Consider the following 13,717-nt stretch of genomic DNA (forward strand, 5'->3'; position numbering starts at 1 on the left):
CCCTTCCTCCCCCCCCCCCCCCCCCTCCCCCTCCCCCCCCCTCCCCCCCCACCACCCCCCCCCCCCCCCCCCCCCCCCCCCCCCCCCCCCCCCCCCCCCCACGGCCGCTCAGCATCGGACGCGGCAAGGACACCTTCATCCCATCGCCGGACCCGCCCACGAACACGCCACCTTTGACCTACCCCTCAAGAGAACCCGAAACGCCACTCACGACCGTGGTCACTTCTTGATCCACTCCTCCAGTTTCACTTTTCCGTCCCCCTTCGCGCCGGTTTTGTGGATCGACGGGTCGCGAGAACCCTCCACGTAGTAGGAGGCACCGGCTCCCCCGCCGCCTCCGGCCCCGTCGTTGGTGCCCGACTTACCACCCCCGCCGCCACCTCCGCCCTTCAGCACGTATCCCGCGCCACCACCGCCGCCACCGCCGGCGGTCGACGCTCCGGGCGCTCCCTGACCGTTGTCTCCCTTCGACTTCTCCGCGGCACCGCCGCGGCCGCCGTCGCCGCCGACACCGACGGTTCCGCGTCCTCCGCTGTCGCCGTTGTGCGGTTTCTCGTCACCCGCACCGCCGTCGCCGCCGCGGGCCACCAGCGATCCGCCTCCGGCACCGCCTCCCCCGCCTGCCACGATCAGGGGCACGTCGCCGCGGCAGACCGCGCTCGAGCCACCGCCGCCTCCGCCGTTGCGGCCGGAATCGGTTTCCCCTGACCCGCCTCTGCCGCCGGTGGTGAATCCCGATCCGCCGGATCTGCCAGCCTGTTTCCCGACCTTGATTTTGAGCATCTCCCCGCCTTTGACCGGCACGGTCGCTTCGACCTCGGCACCGTGGCCCGGGCCGCCGGAATCCGCGTTGCCGTGCCCGCCCTGCCCTCCGCGTACCGTGAACCGGCCCCACTTCGCGTCCGCCGGAACATGGATTTTCTGTTCACCCTCAACGGCTTCGAAGGTCTGCGTGGCTTCGGCCGAAGCCGCGGTCTCCGTCATGATTCCTCCCGGATCGGTGCTGGACATCCAGTCTGGAATGCGCGATTCGTCGGCGGATAGTGCACGATCGGGCAGGAAAAGACTTCGCTGCGTTCGCGGTCTCGTCCGTTTGTACCAGCGTGGAGCAGTGTCGCTATACCTTCGTGTAATGACCGAGATTCGCGGCGGGCCGCTGCGGCCATTGGTGACGTTGCTGAAGGAATCGCCGGGCGATCGGCCCGCGTTCACCGATGCGCACCGGACCCTCACTTCCGGGGAATTGCTGGACTCGAGCGGCCGGTTGGCGACAGGGATCGGAATCGCCCGCGGCGACCGGGTACTCGTGCACCTCGGCGGGCGCGTCGAATTCGCCGAATACTGCCTGGCGGTGCTGCGGGCGGGCGGAATCGGCGTTCCGGTGAGCACCCGGTCGACGGCGGCCGAATTGACGCGGCTGGTGGACGACTCCGGCGCCGGGCTGCTGGTCACGGAGGAACGGCACGCCGCGATCGTGTGCGAGCTCCAGTCCGAGCGGCCGTGGTTGCGGGTGGTGTTCGCCGAGGACGAGCCGTCGCCCGCCCGGGGTGAGCCGCGGGACGATCTCGGCCTCGACGAACCCGCCTGGCTGCTGTACACCTCGGGCACGACCGGCCACCCCAAAGGCGTGCTGACGACGCAACGTGCGGTCCTCTGGTCGTCGGCGGCCTGCTACGGCCCGATGTACGGGATCTCCGGCGACGACACCGTTCTGTGGCCGCTTCCGCTGCACCACGCGTATGCGTTGTCGCTGGCCTTCGCCGGGACGATCGCGCTGGGCACGCACACGAGGATCGTCGGCCACGATCTGCCGGGAGCGCTCGCGGCGCATCCCGGCAGCGTCCTCGCCGGTGTCCCGGCGACCTTCCTGAACCTGCGTCAGGAGATCCGGCATTCCCTGCCCGCGCCGCGACTTTGCCTGTCCGGAGGCGCGCCCTGCACTCCGCCGGTCCGCGCCGCTGTCCGGGAACTGTTCGGCATCCCCGTCCTCGACGGCTATGGCAGTACCGAGACCAGCGGCAAGATCGCCGTCCAGCTCCCCGGCGAGGACGAGCTGACTCCCTTGCCCGGTATGGAGATCCGCGTCGTCGACGGGCAGGTCGAGGTGCGAGGTCCCGGCGTGGCGCCGAGTGCCGAAGGAGTCGACGGCTGGTACCGGACCGGCGACGCGGGCAGGCTCACCGGAGGGCGGCTCACGATCGACGGCCGGGCCGACGACGTCATCGTGTGCGGTGGCCAGAACGTGCACCCGACCGAGATCGAAGCGGTCATCGCCGAATTCCCGGGCGTGGACGACGTCCTCGTGACGGGAAGACCCGACGAGGTCCTCGGGGCGGTACCGGTGGCGTTCCTCGTTTCCGGCTCCGCCGAGCTGGACCTCGGCGAGGTGCGGCGCCTGTGCCACCGTCGGCTGTCCCCCTTCAAGGTCCCGGTGACCTTCCACCGGATGGAGAGCCTTCCCCGGACGCCGTCGGGAAAGGCGAAGCGGAACGCGTTGCGGGTCCCGCGGCCCGACGACGTCGAAGCGCTGGTGCGTGAGGTGACCGCCGAACTGTGCGAGGACGACCTCGGCGAGCGATGGCGTGACCGGCCGTTCGCCGAACTGGGCCTGACGTCGGTGGGCGGCGTGCACCTGCGGCACCGGCTGGCCGACGCGACCGGCCGCGACCTTCCCCAGTCGCTCGTCTACGACTTTCCGACCCCGGCGGCGGTGATCGCCGAACTGGAACGGCTGCTGTCCGGGGAAATCCGCCCGGCCAGAACGGAAACCGCGCCCGCTCGCGCCGACGACCCGATCGCCATCGTCGCGACGGCGTGCCGGTTCCCCGGCGGCGTGACCTCGCCCGAAGACCTGTGGAACCTGGTGGCGGGCGGAGTCGACGCCACCGGCGACTTCCCGGCCGACCGGGGCTGGGACCTGGCGGAGCTGTACGACCCGGACCCCGGCCGGATCGGCGGGTCCACCACCCGCCGCGGCGGATTCCTTTACGACGCAGCGGACTTCGACCCCGCCCTGTTCGGCATGTCCCCGCGCGAAGCCTTGGCGACCGACCCTCAGCAGCGGCTGCTGCTGGAGACGTCGTGGGAACTGTTCGAACGCGCCGGTCTCGACACCGCCACGGTGCGGGGCAGCGACACCGGCGTGTTCGTCGGGGTGATGCACGAGGACTACGCGAGCCGCTTCGAAGGGCATCAGCTGGAAGGACGGCTGGGCATCGGGTCTTCGCACGCGCTCGCGTCCGGCCGGATCTCCTACACCTTCGGCTTGACCGGACCCGCGATCACGGTCGACACCGCGTGCTCCTCTTCGCTGGTCGCGCTGCACTGGGCCGTGCGCGCGCTACGGGCCGGAGAATGCTCGCTCGCTGTCGCGGGTGGCTCCACGGTGATGTCGACGCCACGCACGTTCCTCGAATTCAGCCGCCAGCGCGGTCTTTCCCCGGATGGCCGGTGCCGCTCCTACGCCGCGGGCGCGAACGGCACGGCCTGGGCCGAAGGGGCGGGTGTGCTGCTGCTGGAGCGGTTGTCGGACGCCCGCCGGAACGAGCATCCGGTCCTGGCGCTGGTGAGCGGCTCGGCCGTCAATTCCGACGGGGCGTCGAACGGGCTCACGGCGCCGAGCGGGCGGGCGCAGCGGGCGGTGATCGCGTCCGCGCTGGCCGACGCGGGCCTGTCGGCGATGGACGTCGACGCCGTCGAAGGGCACGGCACGGCCACCCCGATCGGCGATCCGATCGAGGCGGAGGCGCTGATCGCCGCGTACGGAGGCGGACGCGATCGGCCGTTGTGGCTCGGGTCCGTGAAGGCCAACATCGGGCACACCCAGGCGGCGGCGGGAGTGGCCGGGGTGATCAAGATGGTGGAAGCGCTGCGGCACGGGCAGTTGCCGCCGTCGCTGCACGCAGGGGATCCGAGTCCTCGTGTCGACTGGTCGGCGGGGGACGTGGCCCTGCTGGCGGAAGCGCAAGACTGGCCGGCCGGACCGAAAACCCGGCATGCGGGGCTTTCCGCGTTCGGGATCGGCGGCACGAACGCCCACGTCGTCGTCTCGGAAGCGCCACCGCCGGTCGAGACCGGACGCGCGGCGCCCCTCGCGGCGCCGTGGCTGCTGAGCGCCGCCGACGAGGGCGCATTGCGAGCGGTCGCCTCGGGGCTGCTGGCGACGGCCGGCGGCCGGGACACCGGCGACGTCGCGTTCACCCTCACCACCCGCACCCCGCTGGAACACCGCGCGATGGTCCCGTCCGGCGATCTCGCCGCACTGCGCGCGCTCGCCACGGGTGACCGCCGCGGCCGGACCGTGCGCGCCCCGGCGACCGCGGCGTACCTGTTCAGCGGACAGGGTGCGCAGCGGCCGGGAATGGGGAAAGAGCTGTCGGACGGTTTCCCCGTGTTCCGCGCGGCGTTCGACGCGGCCTGCCAGACGCTGGGTGGGCGGGTCCGCGACGTCGCGTTCGACGGCGGCGATGCGCTGAACCGGACCGACCACGCGCAGGCCGCCCTGTTCGCGTTCGAGGTCGCGCTGTTCCGTTTGCTGGAATCGTGGGGTGTCCGGCCGGGCGTCGTCGCCGGGCACTCGATCGGGGAGATCGCCGCCGCGCACGTCGCCGGTGTCCTGTCGCTCGAAGACGCGGGGATCCTGGTGGCCGCGCGCGGACGTCTGATGGCCGCTTTGCCGCCCGGGGGCGTCATGATCGCCGTCCGGGCGGCCGAGGACGAGGTCGCGCCGCTGGTGGGGGAATTCGCCGACCAGGTGGCGATCGCCGCGGTCAACGGCCCCCGATCCCTTGTCCTGTCCGGGACCGAGAGCGTGACGGAAGCGATCGCGGCGCAGTGGCCGGGTTCCACGCGGCTGCGTGTCAGCCACGCGTTCCATTCGCCGCTGATCGATCCGATGCTCGCCGAGTTCCGCGAGGTCGCCGCCGGGCTGACCCACCGGAGTCCGGAGACCACCCTGGTCTCCGGGTTGACCGGCCGCGCGATCACCGGCCTCGGCCCGGACCATTGGGTGCGGCATGCCAGGGACACGGTCCGGTTCGCCGACGCGCTGGACACCGTGGCCGCGGCGGGAACCGGTATCTGCCTGGAGATCGGCCCGTCGGCCACGCTCAGCAGGGTCGCGGGCGCGGTACTCCCGACAGTGTCCACTATGGACACCGAACAGGGAGTGCTGGAGGCTGCGGGCGAACTGCACACCGCGGGAGTGCCGGTCTCGTGGCGAGCGGTGTTCGATGGCGGTTCCCGCCTGCTCGCCCTGCCGACCTATCCCTTCCAGCGCGAGCGTTTCTGGCTCGACCCGCAACCGCGGCGGAGCCCGGAAGGCAGTGGGCACGCGATGCTCGGCCCGGCGCTGGTCGCGCCCGACTCGCCGAGGATCGTGCACGGCGGCTCGGCGGGCGTGCGCGCACATAGCTGGCTCGCCGACCACGTCGTCGGCGGCACGGTCCTGTTCCCCGCCAGCGCTTTCGTCGAGATCGCCTTGCACGCGGGCGAAGCGAGTGTGGCCGAGCTGACGATCGAGGAGCCGCTGCGGCTCGGCAGAACCGCCGACGTCGCGCTCCAAGTGGTCGTGGACGGACCCCGGATCGACATCTACGCCAAGGACGACGCCGGCTGGACGCGTCACGCCACGGGCCGCCTGCGCCCGTCCGACGTCTTCGCGCAGCCGTGGAAGGGCGAGTGGCCGCCTCCCGCCACCGAACCCGTCGACCTGGATCAGGCTTACGCGGCCCGCGAGTACGGTCCCGCCTTCCGCGCGGTGACGGGCCTGTGGCAGGACGGCGACGAACTGTTTGCCGACGTCGCACTCCCCGAGGGCGTCGACGGCCGGTTCGGCATCCATCCCGTGCTGCTCGACGCGGCCGTGCACACCTTGGCGCTGGCCGAACCGGCGGACGCCGAGGTGCGCGTGCCGTTCCTCTGGAGCGGCGTCCACGTCTTCGCCCCCGCCGCGCGCCGGGCTCGGGTCCACTGTGTACGGACAGGTCCCGGCGAAGCCCGCGTCGAACTCTTCGACCCCGACGGAATGCCCGTCGCGGTGGTGGAATCCCTGCTCACCCGACCACTGCCCGCCGAGAGCAGGATGCTCTACCGCCCGCAGTGGGTCCCCGTCCCGGCCGCGCGCGCCGACGACGTCCGGGTCATCGACGGTGACGACGTCCGGACCGTGCTCACCACCCTGCAGGACACGATCCCGCGCGGGGAACGCACGGTCGTCGTCACCCGCGCCGCGACCGATCCGGCGGGAGCGGCGGTCTTCGGGCTCGGGACAGCCGCCTCGACCGAGTACCGCGGCATGGTCACCGTGGTCGAAGCCGGCGCCGAAGTCCCCGTGGAGAAGGTGCGCGAACTCGTCGGTGGCAACCCCGAACCCCAGCTGGCGATCCGGGACGGCGTGCCGCACGCGCTGCGGATCACCCGGACCGCGCCCGCGTCCGCGCGGCCGATCGATCCGGCGGGCACCGTGCTGATCACCGGCGGCACCGGTGCGCTCGGCGCGGCGCTGGCCCGCCATCTCGTGTCCGCGCACGGTGTCCGGCATCTGCTGCTCGTCAGCCGCCGCGGCCTCTCCGCACCGGGCGCGGAAGATCTCCTCCAGTTGCCCGCCGACGTGCGGATCGTCGACGGCGACATCGCCGATCCGGCCGTCGTCCGGCATCTGGTCGACTCGTGCGATCCGCCGTTGACCGCCGTCGTGCACGCCGCGGCGGTCGTCGCCGACGCCGCGTTCACCGCGCAGACGACCGCGGGCCTCGACACCGTTTTCCGCCCGAAGGCCGACGCCGCCCGGGTCCTGCACGAGGCGACCCGGCATCTCCCGCTTTCGGCTTTCGTGCTGTTCTCGTCCCTGGCAGGCACTTTCGGCAATGCCGGGCAGGCGAACTACGCCGCCGCGAACCGCTCTCTCGACGCGCTGGCCGTCCGCCGGCGCGCTGAGGGCCTGCCCGCCACGTCGATCGTCTGGGGCCTCTGGGATCTGGAGGCCGGGCTCGGCTCGCTGATTCCCGACGTGGCGAGGCACCGCATCCAGGCCTCCGGGGTGGCCGGGCTGACCCTGGAGCAGGGACTGGCCCTGTTCGACGCCGCGATCGGGCATACCGAACCGGTCCTGATCGCCGCCCGGCTCGACCCCACGGCCGCCGGCCTGCCCCCGATCGCCGACGGACTCGGACACCCCGCGTCGAGACCGGCGCCGCCCTCGCCGGACAGGCGCTGGCCGGAGCGCCCCTCGGAGGAGGAACTGCGAGACCTGCTCCGCGTCGAGCTCGCCGAGGTCCTCGGCCACCAGGATCCGGACACGATCCCCGAGGACAAACCGTTCACCGACCTCGGGCTCGACTCGCTGGCCGTCATCGACCTGCGCACCCGGCTCCGCGACCTGACCGGGCTGGAACTGCCCGCACGCGTGCTCTTCGACCATCCGACGGTCATCGAACTCGCCGGGCTCCTGCGCGAACGGCGGTCAGTGTCTGGCTGAGCATCAAGGCGGAGAGGGCGATGGCGAATCCGGTGAGCTGCCAGCCGGTGAGGGTCTGGCCGAGCACGAGGAATCCGGCGGCGGTGGCGACCAGCGGGTTGGTCAGCGTGAGCAGGGAGACCGACGCCGGGGCCAGGCGGTCGATGCCGCGGAACCACAGCGGATACGCCAGCGCGGTGGTGACGATGCCGATGTAGGCGTAGCCGATCAGGTTCGAGGCCGTCAGCGAGCCGGGGAGGCCTTCGAACAGGAGCGTCGCCGGGGCGAGAACGAGACCGCCCAGGGTCAGCTGCCAGCCGGTCATCGCCAGGGGATGTTCGGGGCGGCCCCATTTCTTGGCGAGGACCAGCGCCACGGCGACGAGTCCGACGGCGCCGAGCATGGCGGCCAGGCCGAGCGGGTCGAGCCGGGCCTCCGACGAGAGCGTCAGCAGAGCGACACCGCCGCCCCCGGCGATCGCCGCGAGCAGGACCGGCGCCGGTGTCCGGACGCGAAGTACCGGTAGCGCGAGCAGGGCCACCATCAGGGGTTGCAGGGCGCCGAGGGTCGCGGCGACGCCGCCGGGGAGGCGGTACGCGGCGAGGAAGATCAACGGGAGGAAGGCGCCGAAGTTGAGCATGCCGAGCACCGCCGTCTTCCACCACCAGGACCCGTGCGGGAGCCGCCTGGTCAGGGCCAGCAGGAGCAGCCCCGCCGGGAGCGCCCTCAGCACGGCGGCCAGCAGCGGCCGGTCCGGGGGCAGCAAGGTCGCGGTGACGACGTAGACGGTGCCCCAACTGGCCGGTGCCAGCGCGGCGAGCCCGGCGTCGCGAAGGTTCGGTCTCGCGGCTGACGGCTCACCTGGGACGACGGGCCGCTCGGCGATGATCGCCATGATGTCTCCTCACTGATAATCTCAACGTTGAGATAACAACAGCGAGTTCTGTCAATGTCAAGTCTCTTAATATTGAGATGAGTGGAGGCGTAGCGTGGCCGACGCGGTGGACGCGGTGATCGGGCTTTGGCGACACGAGCGGCCGGACCTCGAGGACAAGCTTTGGCCCGCCGAGGTGATCGGGCGTATCCAGCGGCTTTCCCGGATCCTCGACAAGAAGCTCAAGGAGTTCAACGCCGAGCACGGCCTGGAGTCATGGGAGTTCGACGTCCTCACCACACTTCGCCGCTCCGGGGAGGCCGGCGGCTTGACGCCGGGCGCGCTCCTCAAGGCCGCGATGGTCACCTCAGGGGCGATCACGAATCGCATCGACCGCATGGAGACCAAGGGCCTGGTCGAGCGAGTGCGCGACAGTGACGACCGCCGGTCGGTCAAGATCCGGCTGACCGACAAGGGGCGGAAGGTCGTCGACGAGGTTTTCGTGCTGCACCTGGAAAACGAGGCCGGCTTACTGCCCGACCTCGACCCGGCGCGGTGGGCCGAGCTGATCGGCGGCCTGCGACAGCTGCTCGAACACTTCGGCGACACGTCACTGGAGTGACTCCAGCACGGCGGCCAGCGCCGCGTCGGTGTCGACACCGAGTTCCCTGGCGGCCCGGGCGTACTCGTCCGCCGCGGCCCGCAGCAGGACCGCTTTGCCGGGACGGTCGGCGATTTCGGCGACGACCGTGCCTTTGGCGCGCGCGGTGTGCACCCAGCCGTTCTCTTCCAGTTCCCGGTAGACGCGCGCCACGGTGCCCGAAGACAGCGCCAGATCCCTGGCGAGTTGCCGGATGGGCGGCAACCGGGTGCCCGGCGCAAGCGCGCCGGCGCTGATCAACCGGACGATCTGGTCCCGGACCTGCCGCCACGGCGCGATCCCGAGATCCGTGTCGACGACCACCTTCAGTGGCATCAGGCGGCCTCGGCACGCGACCGGTGGGCGAGGTTGTACCAGCCGGCGAACCCGGCGACGACCAGGATCCACGAGCCGAGGTTCGTCACTTCGGGGATCGCCAGTGTCACGGTGGCGGCCAGTCCCAGCCCCGCGGCCACCCGCGCACTGCGGACCCGCAACGCGCCGTCGGCCGCACTGTCCCCTGTGGACGGTCGGCGCACGGCGAGCAGGATGATCAGCCAAGTGACCGCCGAGACGGCCGCGGCGATCCCGAGCAGCGCCCACCAGCGATGGACCACGAGCCAGGCCGCCGCCGCCGCGACGATCGCAGCGTAAGTGACCAGACCCCAGACCGGAATGAGCCCCGACACCGCGCGCCGGTCCAACCCGGCCTCACGGCGAGCGCCCTTCTGCGGCCGCTGAGCGAGCACTTCGGCGATCAGCGCGCCGACGAGCAGGGTGGCCAGGAAGAACGCCGTGCTGTCGCCCCGCACCCCGGCGGCGTCGGCCAGCACCGGCAACCCGAGGAACAGCCAGGGATACCAGAACCGGCGGCGCCGCAGATAACGCACGGCCTCGGCGACGTCCGACGGCGAAGGATCACCGACACCCCACCGGCGCAGCACCTTCGTCCCCTGTTTTTCGCCCGGCCACAGGAGAACCAGGATCGCCAGGCCGAACAGCCCCATGATCAGGGCGACGGCCACGATGTTGTCGAACGGCACGATCGAACCTCCCGTCTTGTATCAAGCATACGATACAAGACGGGAAGGCGTCGGGCCTCGTGAGTGGCAGCGAGTCCTCAAGCGTCGGCGAGGATTCCGTTGACATAGGTCCCGGGATGCGTGGCGCCGTCCTGGCGCAGCACGGGAAGATCGGACGGCCAGTTCGCGGTGAGCGCCTGGGTCTGCCCCGGCGGGATGGTCGTCAACCGCGTCGGCGTCCAGGTGGCCGCGTCGTCCGCGGGCTTGAGGACGGTGATCGTCGCGGTCGCCGTCGTCCCCGCGGGCACTTCGTTGTACTTCACGCCGTTGTCCACCCTGGGCAGGTGGTAAACCGCGCCATTCGCGTGGTCGGGCCCGTTCAGGTCGACGCCGGGAACGCCGTACAGCCCGCATGTCCGGGACGACGTGTTCTTGTAGGTCACCGGCACGTCGACCTGCCCCGGCGAGTTCGGGCTCGGCTTGGGGCTACCGAGAACCAGCGAAAGTTCCGTTGTGGCACAACGGGGAGTGTCGCCCGACCCCACCTGCTTCCCGGTGGTCGCCTGCGGTTTCGCCTTCTGCGCACTGGAAGTGGCGGTCGGCGCGGCGGACGTCTCGACACTTCCGGTGGTGCCCGGCGCGGAAGCCTGTGGTGCGGCCGAAGGAGTACCGACGCTGCCGCAGGCGACGACGGCGAGCACACCGGCACAGGCCGCGATCCCCTTGGCGGCACGCACGATGGTCGGTCGGTTCGGTCGGTGGCTCATCATCTTCTCCCCTGATGTTCCCGCTCGCGGTCGATTCACCAAGCAGGATGCCCAGAGGGGACGGAAAGATGCGCCGCGATGACGCTGCTCTCAGAAAAGCAACCTCACCGCCCGCCACGCATCTTTCCCTTTGAGACAAGGAATTCTGCCCGTTCGATCAAGCCCAGCCGAGCGGGGTCACCTCCGCCGCCGACGTCCACGGGCCGCGTCCGCCCGCCTCGGTGAGAGCACGGAAGCGAACATGGCGGGCCCGCGTCGGCCAAAACCGCAGAGTCTTCAGGACGGCGTCGTCGGGGAAGGTCCCGGCGGAGACCGGGCTTCCCCAGGCCGAACCATCGATGCTCAGATGGATCTCGTAGCCGCCGACACGGCCGTGAGCGGAGCCGTCCTGGCGCGGCAGATAGGTCAGGCCGGTGACGGTGCGGGCCGCGCCCAGGTCGAGCTGCAGCTCGTGGGGCAGCGGGTCCTCCCCGCCGGACCACTTGGTGTGCCAATGGGTGGCCGGGTTTCCGTCGACGGCGTTCGTGGCGGCGCCGGACTCGCCCGAAGTCTCCTGACTGTCGGCCGAGCGGACGGTGGCCGCGAGCGGCCCTGAGCCCATGACCGGGTCGCTGATGGTCTCGGCGCCGGTCTGGACATGGCCCGCGAAGCGGCGAAGGAAGCCGTCGGGCCCCTGAACGGTCAGGTCGTACCAGCCGCTCATGCCGCCTTCGGTGCTGAACCAGTCTTCGACCGTCGCACCGGGGGCGACCGAGTACCTCCACGGCCCGCCACCCCGGTTGCCGGTGCGCACGGTCAGCTGACACGCGGCTCCGGCGTTGGTCATCTTCAGGTACACGACGCCGGAACCCGGTCGCAGCACGACTTCCGGGTTCGGTTTGCCCCCGGTGGTCGCGGTGATCCGGTTACCGGCGAACCGCCGCAGGAAACCGTTGGGGCCGTGCGTGGTGAGGTCGTACGCGCCGTCCGGCGAACCCACCTGCCAGTAGTCCGAGAGGGACGCTTCGGCGCCGACGGTGTAGCGCCACGGTCCGTCGGTCCGATGCGCGGTGGCGTAGACGTAGAAATGCGCGCCCGCGGCTCCGGTGTTGCCGAAGTCGATCCAGAACCGCTCCGCCGTCACCCGGCCCGACGCCGTCACCTGATAGGGCAGCGGCCGCGCCGTCTTGACCCCGCTCTCCGGTATCGGGGGCTTCTGCACGGAAGGCGGCTGTGGCTGGGTGTTCCACGGTCCGCTCGTCGGCACCGGTTTGGTCAGCGCCGGATAGGCGGCGCTCGGCGCGGTGGTGTCCAGCGCCGAGGTCAGGTCACCGCAGACGGTGCGCCGCCACGGCGAGATGTTCGGTTCGCCGACGCCGCTCCACCGTTCCAGGAACCGCAGCACGGACGTGTGGTCGAAGACCTCCGAGCAGACCTTCCCGCCCCGGCTCCACGGCGAGATGACGAACATCGGCACCCGCACGCCCAGTCCGATCGGCTCGCCGGAGACGAACTCGTCGGTCGTGGCCACGGAACTCTTGCCTTCGTCGTCGGAGGCGGGCGGCGCCGGCGGCGGCATGTGGTCGAAGAAGCCGCCGTCCTCGTCGTAGGTCAGCAAGAACAGCGTCTTGTTCCATACCCCGGGTTTGGACGCGATCGTGTCGAGGATCGACTTGACCAGGTCGGCGCCGGTGTTGGGGCCCCAGGCGGGATGCTCGGTCTGCGATTCCGGCGCGACGATCCAGGACACCGACGGGAGCTTGCCCGCGTCGACATCGGCTTTGAAGGCGCTCAACAGTTGCTTCGGCGCGACACGGGCCAGCCCGCGGTCGTAGAGGGCACGCTCGCCTGCGGTCAGGGTCGCCACGCCCGCCGCCAGCCCGTCGAGCAACCTGGTCCGTTCGGTGGCCGAGGCCGAATCGAGGGCGTAGTACAAGTACTCCAGCTTCGGGAAGGCCTTGCCGGAGGAGTCCTTCACCTTCGACAGTGCCTTGGCGCCGACGGCGAGGAAACTGCTGAAGTAGTCCAGCGAATTGTCGCCGTAGTTGTCCCATTCCTGATAGACCCGCCAGCTGCGGCTCGCGGCCTGGAGGCGCTCGGCGTAGGTCTTCCAGGTGTAGCCGGTGTGCCCGGGGTTCTGCCAGGCGTCGTTGCCGATGGCGCGGGTGGTGCCGTCCGGTTCGAACCCGAGTTTGCCGGTGAACAGGTACAACCGGTTCGGGTTGGTGGGACCCAGTTCCGAACAGTGGTAGGCGTCGCAGACGGTGAAAGCGTCGGCGAGCTCGTGATAGAACCGCAGCGCCGACCGGGTGTGATAGGTCAGCGAGCGGACGCCCTTGGCCGCGCGCCACGCGTCGTGGCGGCCCTTGTTCCACGCCCGGTGCCCACCGGACCAGCTGTGGTCGACGTCGGCCATGAACTGATCGTCGATCGCGTAGGGAAGCAGTGTGCCCGCGCCGTCCGGCTGCTGGAAGACCGATGTCCCCGAGGGCAGTTTGATCGCGGCCGGATCATTGAAAACCCGGACGCCGCGCAGGGTCCCCAGATAGTGGTCGAACGACCGGTTCTCCTGCATGAAGACCACGACGTGCTCGATGACGTCGAGTCCGCCCGTCGGGGCGTCGGCGGCGAGTGCCTGCCGGACGCTCTCCGGGAGCAAGGTGAAGGCGGAAGCCGCGCCAGCGGCCTTCAGCAGGGTACGACGGCGCACGGAGCCCTCCAGAACTGCGTTGAACCCGCTCGAATATGCTCGAAACTGCACCTTAGGTGCGACTATCGAGCAGATAGAAACATATCGACCGGCTCGGGTTCAAGAGTTCCGTCTCCGCGCTGCATGATCGGAGCAACAAGACGCGACTTTCGGAGGATGGCGTGCCGCCGCTTCGCCCAGCGACCTCGCCGGAAGGCCGTGATGGGGGCCGCCCCCCTTGAACGGCCCCCACCCGGTTCATCCGGCCGAAAGCGGCCGGACACCTTTCG

Annotated in this window: 8 protein-coding genes; 2 read left to right on the forward strand and 6 right to left on the reverse strand. The window is 70.8% G+C overall.

Translation table 11 applies throughout. The features are described 5' to 3' along the window. Positions 1-219: 219 nt before the first annotated feature. Complete coding sequence (locus ACZ5IK_RS39875) at positions 220-984, reverse strand: PE-PGRS family protein (RefSeq protein ID WP_465492432.1); 765 nt, start codon at positions 982-984, stop codon at positions 220-222. 148 nt (positions 985-1,132) lie between these two features. Between ACZ5IK_RS39875 and ACZ5IK_RS39880 the strand changes: the two genes are divergently transcribed. Continuing rightward, entirely contained in the window at positions 1,133-7,477 is a 6,345-nt protein-coding gene (locus ACZ5IK_RS39880; RefSeq protein ID WP_465492433.1) for a beta-ketoacyl synthase N-terminal-like domain-containing protein, read from the forward strand. Here the strand turns inward: ACZ5IK_RS39880 and ACZ5IK_RS39885 are convergent. After that, a complete protein-coding gene (locus tag ACZ5IK_RS39885) occupies positions 7,428-8,351 on the reverse strand; it encodes an EamA family transporter (protein WP_465492434.1) in 924 nt (307 codons plus the stop codon). The genes ACZ5IK_RS39880 and ACZ5IK_RS39885 overlap by 50 nt on opposite strands. A 94-nt stretch (positions 8,352-8,445) precedes the next feature. Between ACZ5IK_RS39885 and ACZ5IK_RS39890 the strand changes: the two genes are divergently transcribed. Next, positions 8,446-8,952, forward strand: coding sequence for a MarR family winged helix-turn-helix transcriptional regulator (locus tag ACZ5IK_RS39890; RefSeq protein WP_465492435.1), 507 nt, complete (start codon positions 8,446-8,448; stop codon positions 8,950-8,952). Here the strand turns inward: ACZ5IK_RS39890 and ACZ5IK_RS39895 are convergent. The 4 genes from ACZ5IK_RS39895 to ACZ5IK_RS39910 all read right to left on the reverse strand — a co-directional run bounded on the left by ACZ5IK_RS39895 (position 8,941) and on the right by ACZ5IK_RS39910 (position 13,448). Continuing rightward, on the reverse strand, positions 8,941-9,306 hold the full coding sequence (locus tag ACZ5IK_RS39895; RefSeq protein WP_465492436.1) for a GntR family transcriptional regulator: 366 nt from the start codon (positions 9,304-9,306) through the stop codon (positions 8,941-8,943). The genes ACZ5IK_RS39890 and ACZ5IK_RS39895 overlap by 12 nt on opposite strands. Continuing rightward, entirely contained in the window at positions 9,306-10,013 is a 708-nt protein-coding gene (locus ACZ5IK_RS39900) for a hypothetical protein (protein WP_465492437.1), read from the reverse strand. Before ACZ5IK_RS39900 ends, ACZ5IK_RS39895 begins: the two co-directional genes overlap by 1 nt. Before the next feature lie 77 nt (positions 10,014-10,090). Beyond that, entirely contained in the window at positions 10,091-10,759 is a 669-nt protein-coding gene (locus tag ACZ5IK_RS39905) for a DUF4232 domain-containing protein (RefSeq protein ID WP_465492438.1), read from the reverse strand. Between the two features lie 157 nt (positions 10,760-10,916). Beyond that, on the reverse strand, positions 10,917-13,448 hold the full coding sequence (locus tag ACZ5IK_RS39910; RefSeq protein ID WP_465492439.1) for a phosphocholine-specific phospholipase C: 2,532 nt from the start codon (positions 13,446-13,448) through the stop codon (positions 10,917-10,919). Positions 13,449-13,717: the final 269 nt, after the last annotated feature.

The sequence above is a fragment of the Amycolatopsis sp. NPDC031561 genome (assembly GCF_055580625.1).